An 18,005-nucleotide genomic window follows, 5' to 3' on the forward strand; every position below is an offset into this window, starting at 1 on the left:
GGAACGTCTTCGGGCTCACCGACTACTCCAAGCGTCCGGCACTCGGCCGAAGACCGTGACGCAGGCCGTGCCGCAGGCCGCCGACCCCTGGGGGAACGTCTTCGGGCTCACCGACTACTCCAAGCGTCCGGCACTCGGCCGAAGACCGTGACGCAGGCCGTGCCGCAGGTCGCCGACCCCTGGGGAAACGTCTTCGGGCTCACCGACTACTCCAAGCGTCCGACACTCGGCCGAAGACCGTGACGCAGGCCGTGCCGCAGGCCTCGGACAGGGGTCGGCGGGCGTATCAGGAGGGGAACGGGTGGGCGTACCAGCCGAGTTGCGGATGGACGTACAGCGCGCACCGTTGGGCAAGAGCCCGGCCGGTCCGCAACCGGCCGGGTTTCGGACTGTTTTGGCATGGACTCTTCCAAAATCGCGCTCAGGTGGGACGCTGCTGGACGGCTCGATCCACTCCGCACCGTCTGTCGGTCCGGGCGGCCCCACGCCCGGACTCCCCCTCACAGAAGGAGTACGCGTGAGAGGCATACCTCGGATATCCCGCTCCCTCCTCGTCGGCGTCACGGCGCTGCTCACCGCCGCCGGGGCGCTGGCCGTACCGGCGAGCGCCGGGCCCCGGTCCGACACCGGTGTCCGTTCGGTCAGCGAAGCGGCGCAGCAGAAGGCCGCCGAGTTCTGGACCCCGGCGAGGATGCGGGCGGCCGAGCCGCTGGACCTGCTCTCCGTGAGCGGCCCTCGCGGCTCGGCGCCGGCCAAAGGCGCGAAGACCACCGTCCCGGCCACCGCCGCCGACATCGGCATCCAGGCCTTCCCCAACGGCGGCAGCGCCTGGACCGGCGGCGGGGCCGTGGTGAACACGGCGGGCCGGGTGTTCTTCACCTACCAGGGCCGGACCGCGTCCTGCTCCGGCAACGCCGTCACCAGCGCCAACAAGAGCACCGTGATCACCGCGGGCCACTGTGTGAAGCTGGAGGGCGCCTGGCACACCAACTGGGTCTTCGTGCCCGGCTACCACGACGGACAGGCCCCCAACGGCCGCTGGACCGCCACCAAGACCCTGTCCACACCCCAGTGGACGGCGAGCGAGGACATCAACTACGACATCGGCGCCGCCGTCGTCGCCCCGCTGAACGGGCGGTCGCTGACGGACGTCGTCGGCGGCCAGGGCCTCGCCTTCAACACCGGCTACAACCTGCGCATGTACTCCTTCGGCTTCCCGGCCGCGAGCCCCTACGACGGGGAGAAGTTCATCTACTGCAGCGGCAACACCAGCCGGGACTTCCTGCTCTCCAACGACCACGGCATGACCTGCAACATGACCGGCGGCTCCAGCGGCGGCCCCTGGTTCACGCAGTTCAACGAGTCCACCGGCACCGGACTGCTGTCGTCGGTGAACAGCTTCAAGTACAACTTCTTCCCGAACCGGATGTACGGCCCGTACTTCGGCACCGACGCGCAGAACCTGTACCAGGCGGCGCAGTCGCCCTGACCCGCACTGGTTAGTCTCGCTCCGTGCCCTCGAAGAACGACAGCCCCGAGCCCAGCAAGTCCGAGCAGACCCGCGCGCTGATCCTGGAGACCGCTATGCGGCTGTTCCAGGAGCGCGGCTACGACAAGACCACCATGCGGGCCATCGCCCAGGAGGCCGGGGTCTCCGTCGGCAACGCCTACTACTACTTCGAGGGCAAGGAACATCTGATCCAGGGCTTCTACGACCGGATCGCCGCCGAGCACCAGGTGGCGGTCCGGGAGGTCCTGGCCCGTGAGACCGATCTGGAGGCGCGGCTCGCGGGGGTCCTCAGGGCGTGGCTGGACATCGCCACGCCGTACCACGAGTTCGCGGTGCAGTTCTTCAAGAACGCCGCCGATCCCGACTCCCCGCTCAGCCCCTTCTCCCCCGAGTCGCAGCACGCGCGCGTGGAGGCGATCAGCGTCCATCGCGAGGTCCTCGCGGGCGCCACCAAGACGAAAGTGCCGGAGGAACTGCGCGATGTCCTGCCGGAGTTGATGTGGCTGTCCCAGATGGGCCTCGTCCTGTACTGGATCTTCGACCGCACCGAGGGCCGTGAGCGCAGCTACAAGCTGGCCGAGCGGGGCGCCCGGCTCACCGCGCGCGGGGTGGCCCTGGCCCGTTTCCGGGTGCTGCGGCCGCTGGTGCGCGAGGTGCACGAACTGTTCACGGACTTCCTGCCGGGGATGACGAAGGTGATGCCGAACCCCGGCAGGAAGCCGTAGCCACCTCAGTTGACCGCGTCGACCTCACCCTCGGCGAGTTCCACGTCGTACACGAGCGGCTCACCGCCCACCACGACATGCCGCGCCCGTGAGCCGTACGCCGGGGCCGTCGCCGCGAGCAGATAGGTGCCCGGCGCCGGGACGGAGAGGATGTACGAGCCGTCCGCCAGGGAGGTCACCCGGTCCAGCTGGCGGCCGCCCTTGGACAGCAGGGTCACGGCCGCGCCCGGCACCGGGTCGCCGTCCGTCGTACGGATGAAGCCGTGCACCACGGAGGCGCCGCCCTCGGCGTCCGGCCGCTGTTCCACAGGATCCTCCTTCGGCTCGACCGCCAGATGCGGCAGCCGCTTCTCCAGACCGGCCGGCAGCCACCAGTTGGAGTTGCCGAGCAGATGCATGGCGGCCGGCACCAGCGCCGTACGCAGGATGAACGCGTCCAGCGCCACGGCGGCCGCGAGGCCGACGCCCGCCATCGCGCCCTCCATGTCGCCGCTGAGGACGAACGCGGAGAACACGCAGATCATGATCAGGGCCGCGCAGTTGATGACCCGGCTGGTCTCCCCGAGGCCCACCCGGACCGCGCGGGCGTTGTCCTTGGTGTGCACCCACTCCTCGTGCATCCGGCTCACCAGGAACACCTGGTAGTCCATGGAGAGGCCGAAGAGCAGCGAGAGCATGATGACCGGCAGGAACGAGGTGATCGGGCCCTCCTTGCCGACGCCGATCAGCTCCGTGCCCCAGCCCCACTGGAAGATCGCCACCAGCACACCGAAGGACGCGGCCGCCGCGATCAGGTTCATCAGCGCGGCCGTCAGCGGCACGACCAGCGAGCGGAACGCCACCAGCAGAAGCAGGAAGCCCAGCGCGATGATCGTCGCGATGAAGTACGGCAGCCGGTCCGCGGTCACCGACGCGAAGTCCTTGAACACGGCCGTCACACCGCCCACATGGGCCTCGACGCCGGCCTGTGGGATCACGTCGTCGCGCAGGCGGTCGATCAGCTGGTCGGTCTGTTCCGACTGCGGGGAGGTCGTCGGTACCACGTTGATCACCGAGACGCCGTTCGCGGGCGGCGTGGCGGCGACCTGGGCGACTCCCTCGGTCGACTCGATGGCGGTGACCAGCGAGTCGGGCGCGGGGCCCTCCACGACGACCTGGAGCGGGCCGTTGACGCCGGGTCCGAAGCCCTCGGCGAGCAGGTCGTAGGCCTGCCGGGTGGTGGTGGACTCCTGGTGGTTGCCCTGGTCGGTGGCGCCGAGGCGGATCGAGAGCACGGGCACCGCGAGCACCGCCATGACGACGAGGGCGCCCGCGGCGATGGCACGCGGACGCTTCTGGACGTACACCGACCAGCGCGCCGCGAGACCGCTCGCCTCCTCCGGTTCCGGGCCGGTCGCGGCCAGCCGGCGGCGCTGCCTGCGGCTGAGCACTCGCGGGCCGAGCAGGCCCAGCAGGGCGGGCAGCAGGGTGATCGCGGCGAGGACGCTGAGCACCACCGTCAGCGAGGTCGCGATGACCACGCCGTCCAGGAACCGCATGTTCATGACGAGCATGCCGGCGAGCGCGATGCACACCGTGCCGCCCGCGAACAGCACCGCGCGCCCGGAGGTGTTGAGGGCCGTCACCGCGGCGTCCTCCGGCTTCATGCCGCGCAGGATGGAGCGCCGGTGCCGGGTCACGATGAAGAGCGCGTAGTCGATGCCGACGCCGAGGCCGATCAACGAGCCGAGCAGCGGGGCCACTTCGGGCACGTTCGTGACATGGCTGAGCAGCATCGTGGAGAGCATGCCGGTGCCCACGCCCGCGATCGCCACGATGATCGGCAGCAGCATCGCGAACAGGGAGCCGAAGGCGAGGAACAGCACGACCGCCGCGGCGAGGATGCCGACCGCCTCCGAGGTGCCGGCCGGCGGCTCCTGGGTGCGGGCGATGGCCTGGCCGCCCAATTCCACCTGGAGACCGTCCCGTTCGGCGGCCTGCGCGGTGTCGACGATGTCCTCGATCACCTCCTTCGGGATGGCGTTGGCCTGTTCGTTGAAGGTGACCTGGGCGTACGCGATCCGCCCGTTCTCGCTCACCTGCGGCTCGGTGACCTCACCGACCCCGTCCATCCGGCCGATCTCCTCAAGAGCCGGCTCGATCCGGTTGCGTACGGCGTCGTCCCGTACGGAACCCTCGTCCACCTTCCACACCACCGTGTCGGTGTCTCCGGCACGCTCCGGGAAGGCCTTCTCCATCAGGTCGTACGCGCTCTTGGAGTCCGTGTCCGGCAGGGAGAAGACATTCGCGTAGTCCGTACCCGCGGCGGATCCGCCGAAGCCCAGGCCGAACAGTGCCCCCACCCACAGCAACAGGACCACCAGCCGGTGCCGATAGCACCACCGTGCCAATGCAGCCACCCTCAATGCTCCTTCATCGGTCGTCGGTCGGTCCCCCAGGTCCTGCAGACCAGAATCGGTGGCGAGGCTCGGGCGCGGCCATGCGAGGGGCTCGACTCTCAAGGAACTCCAAAGCGGGAACCGGCCCGGCTGTCAGTGGTCGCGCCGATACTGGGGGCATGACTACGGCTGTGGGCACCGTGCTGGTCGTGGAGGACGAGGAGAGCATCGCGGACGTCCTCACCATCGCCCTGCGCTACCACCGGTTCGAGGTGATGACCGCGGGCTCCGTCCGCGAGGCCCTGGCGCTCGCCGGGCGCACCCGGCCCGACGTGGCGCTGCTGGACGTGATGCTGCCGGACGGCGACGGCCGCGCCCTCGGCCGCCAACTGCGCGTACAGCGACCGGACCTGGCCCTGGTCTTCCTCACCGCGCGCGACTCCCCCGCCGAGATCGTCGGCGCCCTCGGCTTCGGCGACGACTACATCACCAAGCCCTTCGACATCGACGTGGTGATCGCCCGGATCACCGCCGTCCTGCGCCGCACCCGCGCCGCCGACGTCCTCCCCCAGCGCCCGCCGCTGCGCTACGGCGATCTGGAGCTGGACGAGTCGACGTACTCCGTGCACCGCGCGGGCCGCACCGTCGAGCTCACCCCCACCGAGTACGCCCTGCTGCGCTTCCTGGTGCGCAACGGCGGCCGGATCGTGCCCAAGGAGGAACTCCTGCGGCATGTCTGGCAGTACGAGCACACCCCGCCGGAGTCCACCGTCGTGGAGACCTACATCAGCTATCTGCGCCGCAAGCTCGACGCCCTCGGACCGCCGGTCATCACCACCCGGCGGGGCGTGGGCTACGGACTGGCATGAGGATCCGGTGCCTGGGCCGGGGGCATCGCGGCATCCACTCGCTGCGCGCCAAGCTGACGCTGGCGAACGTGGCGCTGCTCGCCCTGGGCATCGTCATGGCGACCGCGATCAGCCTGATGGCCGCCCGCCACTATCTCCTGGACAAGATCGACTCGGAGCTCCTCGCCACCCGCTCCACCCTGCAGAACGCCGGGTTCAGCATGCGCCAGATCGAGTCCCTGGGCGAACTGGGCATCGCCATGGACCGGTTCGCGGGCAGCGGTGCCGAAACCCTGCCCAGCTCGACCGGCTCGGTGTTCGTCGCCGTCGACCCCGAGGGCCGCCCGGTGGCCCTGGGCCCGCTGGAACCGACGGCACGGCAGCGTTCGGTGGCCGCCGAGGTCGGGGATCCCAGGGCCCTGGCCGCCGAGGCGGAGCCCCGCGACATCAAGGTGGAGGACACCCCGTACCGGGTGATCGCCGCCCGTCTCTCCGACGGTCCGGTGGTCCTGATCGCCATCTCCACCGACGCCCTGCACGAGGCCATGGCCAAGGCCCTCAAGCTGGACCTCACCTTCGGCACCCTGCTGCTGGCCCTGCTGGCCTGTCTGACCCTGCTCAGCGTGAGCCGCAGAATGCGTCCGCTGGAGGACATGGTGGAGACCTCCTCGGCCATCGCGGAGGGCGATCTGACCCGCAGAGTCCCCTCCAGCCGGGAAGCGACCCTGGAGGTGGAACAACTCCGGCTCTCCCTCAACTCCATGCTCCACCAAGTGGAGCTGGCCTACCGCACCCGCGAGCGCAGCGCGGCCCAGCTGCGCCGCTTCGTCGCGGACGCCTCCCATGAGCTGCGCACTCCGCTGGCGGCGATACGCGGCTATCTCCAGCTCTACGACAAGGGCATGCTGATCGACCCGGATCAGCGAAAACGGGCCTGGGAGCGGGTGATGGCGGAGGCGGACCGGATGGGCCACCTGGTGGACGAACTCCTCTGTCTGGCCCGCCTGGACCAGCAGCCCGAACTGCGCTTCCGCAACGTGGACGTCAGCCGCCTGGTCCGGGACGCGGCGGAGGACCTCCGTGTGCAGCAGCCGGAACGCCCGGTCACGGTGGCCGCGGAGGGCGTCCTGCTGATCCGGGCCGACGAGTCTGGGCTACGGCAGGTGCTGGGCAACCTGGTCGGGAACGTCCGTACGCACACACCCGTCGACGCGCCGGTCCACCTGAGCGTGGAGCGCGAGGACGGCGTCGTCCGGGTGTGCGTGGCGGACCAGGGCCCCGGGCTTGCTCAGGAGGACGCGGGGCGCATCTTCGACCGGTTCTTCCGGGCGGGCGGGGGCGCGGGGAGCGGTCTGGGCATGGCGATCGTGCAGGGGGTGGTGAAGGCACACGGTGGGAAGGTGGCGGTGGACACGGCGCCGGGTGAGGGGTTGAAGGTGACGGTCACCCTGCCGACCTAGATCCAGCTCAGCCGCCAGAGCCGGAACACCCCGGTCCCGTCGGACAGATACTGCCCGCCCCCGACATCCTCGCTGCTCACCACGTACTCCTTGGCCTGCCACAGAGGAATCACCGGCACATCCTCGGCGATCACCTGCTGCACCTCACGGAAGTCGTCCGCGGCCTCCCCCCGGTCCGCGAACCGCTGGCTCTCCTGGATGAGACGATCGACCGCCTTGCTGCTGTACCCGGTGTTCATGGTGCCCCCGGACCCGACCAGCGGCGCCCCGTACGTATCCGGATCGGGGAAGTCCGCGACCCACCCCACGGCGTACGCGTCCAGCTTCCCCGTGGCCCAGCGCTGCTGGAAGTCGGTCCACTCGTAACCCTTGAGCGTCACCTCGAACAGCCCGTCCGCCTCCAACTGCGTCTTCAGCTCGGCGGCTTCCTCCGCGGCGGCGCCGCGCCCCGTGGCGTAGCCGTAGGTGAACCGGACCGGAAGGCTGACCCCCGCCTCCTGGAGCAGCTTCCGAGCCCTACCGGCGTCCTGCTTCGGATACGTGTCGAAGAACGGATGGCGTCCCGCCGGGTGGTGTAGCCGATCAACGGACCGGAACTCGCAGGTCACGCCGGGTACTTCGACCGGCTGAGGCACTCCCCGCGCCTGACCGGGCCACTTCGCGTGCCGCGCCAACGGAGAGATCATCGCGAGCCAGGTACCGGAAGGCGAAGCGCATGATCGCTTACACCACCTCGCGGGACGCGACCGAAGAACGACGTCATGTGCCCGACCCCAGCGCATATGCCACTCCCCTAGGGGGTGTTTTGAAAGTCCTGTGCGGTGCCCGCGGTGTTCGGTGCGTGCCCTCGGCGTGCCGGACGAAGGCCCTCGTACTGGACGTACTTGGGTCTTTGGCCGGTGCGGCGAGGGTGCGTGCCGGGCGCCGTGGGTGCTGTGCGGGACTTTCAAAACACCCCCTAGTGGCGCGCACACCTAATCACACGTGTTTCAGCTGGGGGAAGGGGGTTTGGCCGAGATGGGAAAGAACTTACCGAAGGGTGTTTCCGGCAGATTTCACAGGCCTCGCGCGGACCGGAATCAGCCGGTCCATCAGGCCTGCCGGGAGGCCAGTTCGATCACCGTGATGTCCGACTCGGCCCCGACCCGCGTAGGCGGGCCCCACGCGCCGGCGCCTCGGCTGACGTAGAGCTGGGTATCGCCGTACCGCTCAAGTCCCGCCAGGGTCGGATTCGCCCCGGCCGCGACGAGGTTGCCGGGCCAGAGCTGGCCGCCGTGGGTGTGGCCGGAGAGCTGGAGGTCGACGCCGTGCTTGACGGCGTCGTGGATCTGGACGGGCTGGTGGGCGAGGAGCACGCACGCGCGTGCCCGGTCGCGGTCGCCGAGCGCCTTGGCGAAATCGGGGCCCTGGCCCTCGCTTTCGCCCGCGATGTCGTTGACGCCGGCGAGGTCGAACCAGGGCAGTTCGGTGCGGGCGTTCTCCAGGGGCAGCAGTCCGAGCCGCCGTACCTCCTCGACCCACTGCTCGGCGCCGGAGAAGTACTCGTGGTTGCCGGTGACGAAGTAGGCGGGGGCCTTGAGCTGCCGCAGGGGCGCGGCCGCCGGGCCGAGGTCCTTCACGCTGCCGTCGACCAGGTCGCCGACGACGGCGACGAGGTCGGGCTGGGTCGAGTTGATGGTGTCGACGACCCGTTGCGCGAAGCCCCGGCCGAGGACCGGGCCCAGATGGATGTCGCTGACCACCGCGATGCGGTAGCCGTGCGCCGCGCGCGGGAGCTTGGCGAGCGGGACGGTGACCCGCTTCACGCTCGGCCCGTTCAGCACGCCGTACGTGCCGATCCCGACAGTCCCGACGGCCGCTGCCGCGGCGGCGCCGCCGATGACGCGGGAGACGAAGAGACGGCGGGAGGGGGCGGCGACGAGCAGTGACGATCCTTCGCGTTCGGGCGTCACGGGCGCGCCGCCCGCCGGCACCGGCTCCGGCTCCGCCTGCCGCACGGGCGCCTCGGCGGGCCTGCGCCGCTCAAGCCGACGGCGCAGCAGCGGTCGTACGGCCTCCCCCGCCAGCAGTCCCAGCAGCAGATAGATCGAGAGCGCCAGCCACAGGAAGCCCGGCCACGCCAGCACGCGCTGGAGCCAGAAGGGCGCGCCGGTGCGCTCGGCGAGCAGGGCGCCGAACGCCATCAGCCAGCCGCCGGCGATCAGCGCGGCGCCCGCGCGACGGACCCAGCCGGGACCGCTGGTCGTGTCGCGGAACAGACGGCGCCACACGTACCAGTTGGCCGTCACCATGACCGCCAGGACGAGCACTACGAAGACGATGACCACGTAAGCCGTATCTCTCTGCTGGTGACGCCTGCCTATGACGTCCGGCGCAATGCGCGCACTCCGCGCAACCCGATGCCCCCGACGACCGTCCCCAATACGAAGGAGACGACGGCGAGCAGCAGGTGCACCCAGAAGTAGCCCGTCGGGTCGCCCGCGTCGTCGAACGCGAGTCCGCTGCCGTCCTTGACGAGGTTCTTGACGAAAGTGATCCAGATGACCCAGCTCCACACCCCGAAGGCGAGCAGGAACCAGGAGACGGGGCGGCTGAGCTTCATACGTTCAGTATCACCGCCGCGTGTGCGGTTCCGTGGCCGGGGTGGGGGTCGGGGCGGGACTTCACGTGCTGTGCCCTGTACGTTCTCGTCCGTGTCCGCACCTCAGAAGACCACCAGGCGATCACTGCTGGTCACTTCCGTCGTTGTTTCGTCCCTGACGCTGAGCGTGCCCGTCTCGTACGCGGCCCCCAGTCCCTCGCCGACCCCGTCCGCCACTCCCCCGGCGAACATGTCGACGGTGGGCGGTGAGCGGCTCGGGCGCCCGGGGACGCAGGTCGAGCTGGCGAGCGGGGTGCCCGTCCTGCCCAAGGACCTCTCCGCGCGGTCCTGGATCGTCGCCGACGCCGAGTCCGGCGAGGTGCTCGCGGCGCGCAACGCGCACTGGCGGCTGGCTCCGGCGAGCACCCTCAAGATGCTGTTCGCCGACACCCTGCTGCCCAAGTTCCCCTCCTCCACCGAGCACAAGGTGGTCCCCTCCGACCTGGTGGATGTGGGGCCCGGCTCCAGCATGGTCGGGATAAAGGAGGGCGAGACCTACACCGTCCACGATCTGTGGCTGGGGGTCTTCCTGCGCTCCGGCAACGACGCCGTGCATGTGCTGTCGAAGATGAACGGCGGCATCAAGAAGACCGTGGCGCAGATGAACGCGCACGCCGAGGAGCTCCAGGCCCTCGACACCCACGTGGTCTCCCCCGACGGCTATGACGCCCCCGAGCAGGTCTCCTCCGCCTACGACCTGACCCTGATCGCCCGCTCCGGGCTCCAGAAGAAGGACTTCCGCGAGTACTGCTCGACGGTCAGTGCGAAGTTCCCGGGCGAGACAAAGAAGAACAAGAAGGGCAAGTCGGTCCGTAAGCCCTTCGAGATCCAGAACAGCAACCGGCTGCTGAGCGGGGACTCCGGCCTCCCGGTCTACCAGGGCATCGCGGGTGTGAAGAACGGCAACACCACCAACGCGGGCGCCACCTTCACGGGCGTCGCCGAGCGCGACGGCCGGGTGCTGCTGGTCACGGTCATGAACCCGGAGAAGGACGAGAGCAACGAGGTCTACAAGGAGACCGCGAAGCTCTTCGACTGGGGCTTCAAGGCGGCCGGCAAGGTCCAGCCGGTGGGTGAGCTGGTGCCGCCGAGGAGCGCCGTCGAGGCGAGCGCTCAGGCGGGCGCCGACGACGATTCCGGCTCCGGTGAGGCGGGCGGGTCCGGGGACCGCTCGTCGTCGGAGAAGCCGGTGGTGGGCGCCGCGGCCGAGGGCGGTTCGAGCGGCATCGGGATCGCGCTGGCCATGACCGGCGGGCTGCTGGTGCTCCTCGCGGCCGGCGCCTTCCTGGTCAACCGCCGGTGGCCGCTGCCCGATCTGGTACGCCGTCGTCGGTGACGCCCTCTTCCTGCTTGCTCCGCGTGGCCGTCCAGGCGGAGCAGAAGACGACCAGTTTCGCGGTGAAGTTGATCCACAGCAACAGGGCGACCGGCACGCCGAAGGCGCCGTACATGCTCTTCCCGGCCACGCCCTGCATATAGCCGCTCAGCAGCAGCTTCAGCAGTTCGAAGCCGATCGCGCCGATCAGCGCGGCCACCATCAGGCGGCGGCGCGGCGGTTCGACGCCGGGCAGCAGGGTGAGGACGTAGAGCAGGAGCAGGAAGTCGGCGAGGACGGCGACCGAGAAGGCGACGACACGCAGCAGGATGCCGCCCCAGCCGCCCTCCTCGATGCCGAGCCGGTCGGTGATCCAGCCGACCATCGCGGACGCCACGGCGGAGGCGGCGAGCGTGACGAGCACGGCGCCGCCGAGGCCCACCAGGACACCCGCGTCCTTGGCCTTGCGCAGAACGGGGTTCTCCTCGTCGTCGTCCAGCTCCCACACCGCGCGCAGGCACTCGCGCATGGAGCCGACCCAGCTGATGCCGGTGACCAGCAGCAGGGCGCCGGCGATGAGACCGACGGTGCCGGCGTTGTTCACCAGTCCGTCGATGTTCAGCTGGTCGGAGATGCCGGGCACCTGGTCGGCGATCTTCTCCTCCAGCGTGTCCTGCTGGTCCTGACTGAGCGTCGCCGCGGCGGTGGCGGCGGCCACGGCCAGCATCGGGAACAGCGCGACGAAACTGGTGAACGTCATCGCCGCGGCCAGCCGCGTCCACTTCACCCGGTCCATGCGCTCGTACGACCGCCACGCGTGCGTGGTCATCAGCCGGGCGGCGAGCGGCCCGACGACGGGGAGCTTTTTCAGCCAGTCCATGATCCGACTCTCCCCTCGTTACGGAAGACCCATGTCCGGGTTCCCCAGAACCGCAGGACAGTCGCCAGTGCCATGCCCACTCCGGCGCCCGAGACCAGGTCCGCGCGCGGGGAGGTGAGGCCGAGGCCGTAGTGGCTGACGGTGAGACAGAGCAGTTGTACGGCGGCCCCGGCGATGTTCACCGCGAAGAAGGCGGCGCAGGGGCGCAGGCCCTTCGGGCGGGTGTGCCGGTAGGTGCCGAGCGCGTTGCCCGCGTACGCCACCGAGCAGCCGGCGACGAAGGAGAGCACCTTGGCGGTGAGCGGGTCGAGTCCGGCCGGGCCGCGCAGGGCGACGAACAGGGCGGTGTCGACGACATAGGCGAGCAGGCCGGCGGCGGCGAAGCCGAGCAGTTCACGGCGGGGCACCGGCGTGTTCGGCGAACGGCACCTCGAAGAGGGCGTATTCACCTAGCGGCCTCCCACGCGCGCGTGCTCACCAATTGGCCACCGCCAGGCCGTACATGGCGACCCAGACGAGGGCGATCAGGGCGAGGGCGCGGTCGCGGAGCACGACGTCCTCGGGTTCGCCCGCCGTGCCACGGTCGGCGAAGACGGCGTATCTGAGGATCGCGAGGATGAAGGCGACCATGGACAACTGCCGCCAGGGCAGCACGCTGGTGTGCGGGACCCCGCCCTCCTCCAGCGCCCACAGGCAGTACCCGAGCACGGCGACCCCGGCCGCGAGCTGCCACACGAAGCGGAGGTAGCCGGTGGTGTACTCGGTGAGCAACGCGCGCGTGGCGCCCCCTTTTCCGGCCATCTGCACGGCTTCCGAGTAGCGCTTGGCCGACACCATGAACAGCGCGCCGAAGCCGGTCGTGATCAGGAACCAGCGGGAGAGCGGGATACCGAGGGCGAGCCCGCCGACCATGGCCCGCATCAGGAAGCCGGTCGTGACGACGACGAGGTCGACGACGAGGACGTGCTTGAGGCTGACGCAGTACGCCAGTTGCATGCCCAGGTAGGCGGTGAGCAGGGCGGCGACGAGGGGCTCGCTCAGCCATGCGGCGACGGCCGGCGCGAGGACGGCGAGGGTGCCGCCCACGGCGTAGGCGACCGGTACGGGGACCTGTCCCGCGGCCACCGGGCGGTGCCGTTTGGTGGGGTGGGCGCGGTCGGCTTCGGCGTCGCGCGCGTCGTTGATCAGATAGACAGCGGCGGCGCAGGCGGTGAAGAGGGCGAAGACGAGGGCGAGTTGGGTGAGGGCGTGGGCGGTGAAGAGCTGTCCGGCGGCCGCGGGGGCGGCGACGACGAGGACGTTCTTGACCCACTGTCTGGGGCGGGCGGTCCTGAGGAGGCCGTGCAGGAGGCCTCGGTCGGGGGGCGGGGTGCCGGGGTTGCGTGGGGGCGTGCGCTGTTCCAGGAGCGCGGGTTCTCTGGTGCCACGCGCGGTGCCGGTGAGGGGCGCGGTCTCAGTCATGCGCGCCGCCTCTCATCCAGCGCGCGCCCGCACGCGCCGTGAGCGCTCCCAGGGCCGCGCCCGCCGCGACGTCGGAGGGGTAGTGGACGCCGACGATCAGGCGGGAGAGGCACATGGCGGTGGCGAGGGGCGGGAGGACGGCGCGGGTTGCGACGAGGGCGGGGGGCGCCTCGGGTGAGTCGGGTGCGGGGGGTGCCCCGGGTGAGTCGGGTGCGCTGAGCGCGATGGGTGCACTGTTCTTCGCGTGTGTGCCGCTGTGCGCCTCGCGTGTGCTGGATGTGCCGGCCGCTCCGAGTCTTCCGCGCGCCCCCAGCATGCCGAAGGCGACCGCGGCGGCCGTGGCGGAGGCCGCGTGCGAGCTGGGGAAGGAGTGGCGGCCCGCGGTGCGCACGAGGGGGTCGACATGCGCGGGGCGCGGGCGGCGCACCACCCTTTTCACACCCATGCTGACGAGGTGCGCGCCCGCGGTGAGCGCGGTGGCGCGCAACCAGGCGCCGCGCCGGGCGCCGTCCACGGCGGCCCCCGCGAGGCCCGCCGCCAGCCACAGGGCACCGTGCTCGCCGGCCCAGGACAGGGCGCGCGCGGCGCCGCCGACGCGCGGATCACAGCCGTACACACGCAGCGCCGAAAGGATTCGGTGGTCCAGGTGGTCCATGTGGACTCACTGTTCACGCCGACCCCGCCGGAACTCCGGCAATATTGAGCGACATCCCATTAATCACCCATTTCGGGGAGGGATGGAATGTTTCACAACCAATCGCCCCTCAACGGGCGATACGGTCGCCGACATGCCTGCCGACACCGTTTCCGTCACGGGATGGGGCCGCACCGCTCCCACCGCCGCCCGTCTGATCCGTCCCCGGACGTACGAGGAGGCCGTGGCCGCCGTCCGCGCGTGCGGGGACCGGGGCGGGATCCCGAGAGGCCTGGGGCGGGCGTACGGGGACGCGGCGCAGAACGCGGGCGGGGCCGTGATCGACATGACCGGCCTGGACCGGGTGCACGCCATCGACGCCGACGGCGGCACCGTGCTGTGCGACGCGGGCATCTCCCTGCACCGTCTGATGCAGGTGCTGCTGCCGCTCGGCTGGTTCGTGCCGGTGACGCCGGGCACGCGCCAGGTGACCGTCGGCGGCGCGATCGGCGCGGACATCCACGGCAAGAACCACCATGTGTCCGGCTCCTTCTCCCGGCACATCCTCTCCCTCGAACTGCTCACGGCGGACGGCGAGATCCACACCGTCAGCCGCGGCACACCCCTGTTCGACGCGACCGCGGGCGGCATGGGCCTGACGGGTGTGATCCTGACGGCCACCCTCCAACTGCTGCCGGTCGAGACCTCGCTGATGTCGGTCGACACCGAACGCGCGACGGACCTCGACGACCTCATGGCCCGCCTCACCGCCACCGACCACCGCTACCGCTACTCGGTGGCCTGGATCGACCTCCTGGCCCGCGGCGGAGCCACCGGCCGCGCGGTCCTGACCCGCGGCGACCACGCACCCCTGGAGACGCTGCGCAAAGGCACGCGCGCGCGTAGGGACCCGCTCGCCTTCCGCCCCTCCCGGCTGCCGTCGCCGCCCGCCCTCTTCCCCGAGGGTCTGCTCAGCCGCCGCACGGTCGGCCTGTTCAACGAACTCTGGTACCGCAAGGCCCCCCGCGCGCGTACCGGCGAACTCCAGCGGATCTCCACGTTCTTCCACCCGCTCGACGGCGTCGCGCGCTGGAACCGCGTCTACGGCCGCGGCGGCTTCGTGCAGTACCAGTTCGTCGTCGGATACGGCCAGGAAGACGCCCTGCGCCGGATCGTGCGGCGCATCTCGGAGCACCGGTGCCCGTCCTTCCTCGCCGTCCTCAAACGCTTCGGGGACGCCGGCCCCGGCTGGCTGTCCTTCCCGCTGCCCGGCTGGACGCTGGCCCTGGACATCCCGGCCGGCCTCCCGGGCCTCGGCGCCCTCCTCGACGAACTGGACGAGGAGGTGGCCACGGCCGGCGGCCGCGTCTATCTCGCGAAGGACTCCCGTCTGCGCCCGGAACTGCTCACCGCGATGTACCCGCGTCTGGCCGACTTCCGCGCCCTGCGCGCCGAGGCCGACCCGCGCGGGGTCTTCACCTCGGACCTCTCACGCCGCCTAGGCCTCTAGCCCCAAGGAGCTGTCATGAAGGACGCCTTCGGCCTCCCCCAGTCCCTGCTCGTCCTCGGCGGCACGTCCGAGATCGCGATGGCCACCGCCCGCCGGCTGATCGCCCGGCGCACCCGCACAGTCTGGCTGGCGGGGCGTCCGACGCCCGCCCTGGAGGAGTCGGCCGAGCAACTGCGCGCCCTGGGCGCCCAAGTGCACACCGTCGCCTTCGACGCCCTCGACACCGAGTCCCACGAGTGGGTGCTCGGCAAGATCTTCGCCGAGGGCGACATCGACCTCGTCCTGCTGGCGTTCGGCATCCTCGGCGACCAGGCCCACGACGAGCGCGAGCCGGTGGCCGCGGTGCGCGTGGCCCAGACGAACTACACCGGCGCGGTCTCGGCGGGCCTGATCTGCGCCCGCGCCCTCCAGACCCAGGGCCACGGCTCCTTGGTCGTCCTGTCCTCGGTGGCCGGCGAACGGGCCCGCCGCGCCAACTTCATCTACGGCTCCAGCAAGGCGGGCCTCGACGCCTTCGCCCAGGGCCTGGGCGACGCCCTGTACGGCACCGGCGTCCACGTCATGGTCGTACGCCCGGGCTTCGTACGCTCGAAAATGACGGCAGGCCTGGAGGAGACCCCGCTGGCGACGACACCGGATGCGGTGGCGACGGCGATCGAGCTCGGCTTGAGGCGCCGGTCGGAAACCGTGTGGGTGCCCGGGGCGCTGCGCGTGGTGATGTCAGCACTGCGCCACGTGCCGCGCGGGCTGTTCCGACGGCTACCGATCTGAGAAGGGATCGGCAACGCAGCTACAGGGGCGCGGGGAACTGCGCGACAAGCCCCCACCGGCCCGCAGCCGAATCATCGCGCGACCGGCGGAGCTAACTCGCCGGGATCGACCCGCGCTCCACATGGCTCGCCTGCGGCGGCACCACGGCCCCGCCGAAGGCGAACTCCCGCAGCTTCCGCCACACCCCGTCCGCGCCCTGCTCGTACAGCGCGAACCCGGTGCAGGGCCACTCGGCCTCGTAGTCGGCGAGTTCCTCGAACGCGCGGTCCATCGCCGCCTCGTCGATGCCGTGCGCGACCGTCACATGCGGGTGGTACGGGAACTGCAGTTCACGCGCCACAGGACCGGACGCGTCCCGCACCTGCTTCTGCAGCCAGGTGCAGGCCGCGGACCCCTCGACGACCTGGACGAACACGACCGGCGACAGGGGCCGGAAGGTGCCCGTGCCGGAGAGCCGCATGGGGAAGGGTCGCCCGGCCGCGGCGACCTCGACGAGATGTGCCTCGATCGCCGGCAGCAGCGAGGCGTCCACCTCGGTCGGCGGCAGCAAGGTGACATGCGTGGGGATGCCGTGAGCCGCGGCGTCGCCGAAGCCCGCGCGCCGCTCCTGGAGCAGGCTGCCGTGAGGCTCCGGGACCGCGATCGACACGCCGATCGTTACGGTCCCCACGTCGTCTCCTGTCGTCGTGACGGTCGGTTCTCTCAGCCGTCGGCTATCGACTGTACGGCCACGGCTGTGCCGTGGGCAGGCGCAACCGTAGTGATGTGCAGCGCTCTGCCCAGTGGTACGTGTGTGCGGTAGTACGCCTCAGTGCTTGGCGGGCAGGAAGCCGACCCTGTCGTAGGCCTGCGCCAGCGTCTCCGCGGCGACGGCACGCGCCTTCTCCGCGCCCTTGGCCAGGATCGAGTCGAGCGTCTCCGGGTCGTCCAGATACTGCTGGGTCCGCTCCCGGAACGGCGTCACGAACTCGACCATGACCTCGGCGAGGTCCGTCTTGAGCGCACCGTAGCCCTTGCCGTCGTACTTCTGCTCCAGTTCCGCGATTCCCGTGCCCGTGAGGGTCGAGTAGATCGTGAGGAGGTTGCTGACGCCCGGCTTGTTCTCGGCGTCGTAGCGGATGACGGTGTCGGTGTCGGTGACCGCGCTCTTGACCTTCTTCGCGGTGGCCCTGGGCTCGTCGAGGAGGTTGATCAGGCCCTTCGGCGTGGACGCCGACTTGCTCATCTTGATCGACGGTTCCTGAAGGTCGTAGATCTTCGCCGTCTCTCTGAGGATGTACGGCTTGGGGACCGTGAAGGTCGCGCCGAACCGGCCGTTGAACCGCTCAGCGAGGTCGCGGGTGAGCTCGATGTGCTGGCGCTGGTCCTCGCCGACCGGGACCTCGTTGGCCTGGTAGAGCAGGATGTCCGCGACCTGGAGGACCGGGTACGTGAACAGCCCGACCGAGGCCCGCTCCGCGCCCTGCCTGGCGGACTTGTCCTTGAACTGGGTCATGCGGGAGGCCTCGCCGAAGCCGGTGAGGCAGTTCATGACCCAGGCGAGCTGGGCGTGCTCGGGGACATGGCTCTGGACGAAGAGCGTGCAGCGCTCGGGGTCGAGTCCGGCCGCGAGGAGCTGGGCGGCGGCCAGCCGGGTGTTCGCGCGCAGCTCCGCGGGGTCCTGCGGGACCGTGATCGCGTGCAGGTCGACGACCATGTAGAACGCGTCGTGGGTCTCCTGCAGGGCCACCCACTGACGGACGGCGCCGAGGTAGTTGCCGAGGTGGAACGAGCCTGCGGTGGGCTGGATTCCGGAGAGCACGCGGGGACGATCAGAGGCCATGTTCACCATTCTCTCAGGTCCCGGAGCCCGCTCCGGAACCGATGGGGAAC

General features: G+C 70.6%; 16 protein-coding genes and 1 pseudogene. 7 read left to right on the forward strand and 10 right to left on the reverse strand.

Features of this window, described 5'->3' with window-relative positions; genetic code table 11:
- The first annotated feature begins 517 nt into the window (after positions 1 to 517).
- The gene (locus tag RMT89_RS24435; protein ID WP_315885926.1) at positions 518 to 1,489 is read left to right on the forward strand and encodes a peptidase; all 972 of its coding nucleotides are present in this window, start codon (positions 518 to 520) and stop codon (positions 1,487 to 1,489) included.
- 23 nt (positions 1,490 to 1,512) lie between these two features.
- A complete protein-coding gene (locus RMT89_RS24440; protein WP_315885927.1) occupies positions 1,513 to 2,235 on the forward strand; it encodes a TetR family transcriptional regulator in 723 nt (240 codons plus the stop codon).
- 5 nt (positions 2,236 to 2,240) lie between these two features.
- On the opposite strand, the gene RMT89_RS24445 is transcribed toward RMT89_RS24440, so the two are convergent.
- Entirely contained in the window at positions 2,241 to 4,625 is a 2,385-nt protein-coding gene (locus RMT89_RS24445) for an MMPL family transporter (RefSeq protein WP_315885998.1), read from the reverse strand.
- Positions 4,626 to 4,792: 167 nt separating this feature from the next.
- Here RMT89_RS24445 and RMT89_RS24450 point away from each other — a divergent pair, with 167 nt between their 5' ends.
- Both RMT89_RS24450 and RMT89_RS24455 read left to right on the forward strand, forming a co-directional pair.
- Positions 4,793 to 5,482 (forward strand): response regulator transcription factor, encoded by a 690-nt coding sequence (locus tag RMT89_RS24450; RefSeq protein WP_315885928.1) that lies wholly within the window; start codon positions 4,793 to 4,795, stop codon positions 5,480 to 5,482.
- Positions 5,479 to 6,921, forward strand: a complete 1,443-nt coding sequence (locus tag RMT89_RS24455; RefSeq protein ID WP_315885929.1) for a HAMP domain-containing sensor histidine kinase — start codon at positions 5,479 to 5,481, stop codon at positions 6,919 to 6,921. The genes RMT89_RS24450 and RMT89_RS24455 overlap by 4 nt, the downstream gene beginning before the upstream one ends.
- On the opposite strand, the pseudogene RMT89_RS24460 reads toward RMT89_RS24455, so the two are convergent.
- The 3 genes and pseudogenes from RMT89_RS24460 to RMT89_RS24470 form a co-directional block, all read right to left on the reverse strand.
- Positions 6,918 to 7,472 (reverse strand): annotated as a pseudogene (locus RMT89_RS24460) (ABC transporter substrate-binding protein); the annotation flags it as partial. The gene RMT89_RS24455 and the pseudogene RMT89_RS24460 overlap by 4 nt on opposite strands.
- A 540-nt stretch (positions 7,473 to 8,012) precedes the next feature.
- Entirely contained in the window at positions 8,013 to 9,248 is a 1,236-nt protein-coding gene (locus RMT89_RS24465; protein ID WP_315885930.1) for a metallophosphoesterase, read from the reverse strand.
- A 32-nt stretch (positions 9,249 to 9,280) separates the two neighbouring features.
- Complete coding sequence (locus RMT89_RS24470) at positions 9,281 to 9,523, reverse strand: SCO4848 family membrane protein (RefSeq protein WP_186281261.1); 243 nt, start codon at positions 9,521 to 9,523, stop codon at positions 9,281 to 9,283.
- 91 nt (positions 9,524 to 9,614) lie between these two features.
- On the opposite strand from RMT89_RS24470, the gene RMT89_RS24475 reads away from it, so the two are divergent.
- Entirely contained in the window at positions 9,615 to 10,898 is a 1,284-nt protein-coding gene (locus tag RMT89_RS24475; RefSeq protein ID WP_399498474.1) for a D-alanyl-D-alanine carboxypeptidase family protein, read from the forward strand.
- Here RMT89_RS24475 and RMT89_RS24480 read toward each other — a convergent pair.
- From RMT89_RS24480 to RMT89_RS24495, 4 genes are read right to left on the reverse strand one after another with little or no spacing between them, the layout of a single operon-like run.
- Positions 10,852 to 11,757 carry a YihY/virulence factor BrkB family protein gene (locus RMT89_RS24480; RefSeq protein ID WP_315885932.1) on the reverse strand — a complete coding sequence of 302 codons (906 nt, stop codon included), beginning with the start codon at positions 11,755 to 11,757 and terminating at the stop codon, positions 10,852 to 10,854. The genes RMT89_RS24475 and RMT89_RS24480 overlap by 47 nt on opposite strands.
- Positions 11,745 to 12,206, reverse strand: coding sequence for a GtrA family protein (locus RMT89_RS24485; protein WP_315885933.1), 462 nt, complete (start codon positions 12,204 to 12,206; stop codon positions 11,745 to 11,747). The genes RMT89_RS24480 and RMT89_RS24485 overlap by 13 nt, the downstream gene beginning before the upstream one ends.
- Positions 12,207 to 12,231: 25 nt before the next feature.
- The gene (locus RMT89_RS24490) at positions 12,232 to 13,218 is read right to left on the reverse strand and encodes a decaprenyl-phosphate phosphoribosyltransferase (RefSeq protein ID WP_315885934.1); all 987 of its coding nucleotides are present in this window, start codon (positions 13,216 to 13,218) and stop codon (positions 12,232 to 12,234) included.
- On the reverse strand, positions 13,211 to 13,873 hold the full coding sequence (locus RMT89_RS24495) for a phosphatase PAP2 family protein (protein ID WP_315885935.1): 663 nt from the start codon (positions 13,871 to 13,873) through the stop codon (positions 13,211 to 13,213). Before RMT89_RS24495 ends, RMT89_RS24490 begins: the two co-directional genes overlap by 8 nt.
- Before the next feature lie 133 nt (positions 13,874 to 14,006).
- Here RMT89_RS24495 and RMT89_RS24500 point away from each other — a divergent pair, with 133 nt between their 5' ends.
- Both RMT89_RS24500 and RMT89_RS24505 read left to right on the forward strand, forming a co-directional pair.
- On the forward strand, positions 14,007 to 15,362 hold the full coding sequence (locus tag RMT89_RS24500; RefSeq protein ID WP_315885936.1) for an FAD-binding oxidoreductase: 1,356 nt from the start codon (positions 14,007 to 14,009) through the stop codon (positions 15,360 to 15,362).
- Positions 15,363 to 15,377: 15 nt separating this feature from the next.
- The gene (locus RMT89_RS24505) at positions 15,378 to 16,133 is read left to right on the forward strand and encodes a decaprenylphospho-beta-D-erythro-pentofuranosid-2-ulose 2-reductase (protein WP_315885937.1); all 756 of its coding nucleotides are present in this window, start codon (positions 15,378 to 15,380) and stop codon (positions 16,131 to 16,133) included.
- Between the two features lie 91 nt (positions 16,134 to 16,224).
- On the opposite strand, the gene RMT89_RS24510 is transcribed toward RMT89_RS24505, so the two are convergent.
- Together RMT89_RS24510 and trpS are read right to left on the reverse strand one after the other, a co-directional pair.
- Positions 16,225 to 16,803 (reverse strand): 2'-5' RNA ligase family protein, encoded by a 579-nt coding sequence (locus RMT89_RS24510; RefSeq protein ID WP_315885938.1) that lies wholly within the window; start codon positions 16,801 to 16,803, stop codon positions 16,225 to 16,227.
- 138 nt (positions 16,804 to 16,941) lie between these two features.
- Positions 16,942 to 17,955: a tryptophan--tRNA ligase gene (gene trpS, locus RMT89_RS24515; protein ID WP_315885939.1), complete on the reverse strand. Its 1,014-nt coding sequence runs from the start codon at positions 17,953 to 17,955 to the stop codon at positions 16,942 to 16,944.
- Positions 17,956 to 18,005: the final 50 nt, after the last annotated feature.

The sequence above is a fragment of the Streptomyces sp. P17 genome, assembly GCF_032436805.1.
Lineage (GTDB): Bacteria > Actinomycetota > Actinomycetes > Streptomycetales > Streptomycetaceae > Streptomyces.

What these genes read in the sequence shown, in the direction of transcription:
- RMT89_RS24470 (WP_186281261.1), bottom strand. Translation starts at nt 9,523, where the DNA reads ATGAAGCTCAGCCGCCCCGTCTCCTGGTTCCTGCTCGCCTTCGGGGTG.
- RMT89_RS24500 (WP_315885936.1), top strand. Translation starts at nt 14,007, where the DNA reads ATGCCTGCCGACACCGTTTCCGTCACGGGATGGGGCCGCACCGCTCCC.
- RMT89_RS24490 (WP_315885934.1), bottom strand. Translation starts at nt 13,218, where the DNA reads ATGACTGAGACCGCGCCCCTCACCGGCACCGCGCGTGGCACCAGAGAA.
- RMT89_RS24455 (WP_315885929.1), top strand. Translation starts at nt 5,479, where the DNA reads ATGAGGATCCGGTGCCTGGGCCGGGGGCATCGCGGCATCCACTCGCTG.
- RMT89_RS24450 (WP_315885928.1), top strand. Translation starts at nt 4,793, where the DNA reads ATGACTACGGCTGTGGGCACCGTGCTGGTCGTGGAGGACGAGGAGAGC.
- RMT89_RS24480 (WP_315885932.1), bottom strand. Translation starts at nt 11,757, where the DNA reads ATGGACTGGCTGAAAAAGCTCCCCGTCGTCGGGCCGCTCGCCGCCCGG.
- RMT89_RS24495 (WP_315885935.1), bottom strand. Translation starts at nt 13,873, where the DNA reads ATGGACCACCTGGACCACCGAATCCTTTCGGCGCTGCGTGTGTACGGC.
- RMT89_RS24505 (WP_315885937.1), top strand. Translation starts at nt 15,378, where the DNA reads ATGAAGGACGCCTTCGGCCTCCCCCAGTCCCTGCTCGTCCTCGGCGGC.
- trpS (WP_315885939.1), bottom strand. Translation starts at nt 17,955, where the DNA reads ATGGCCTCTGATCGTCCCCGCGTGCTCTCCGGAATCCAGCCCACCGCA.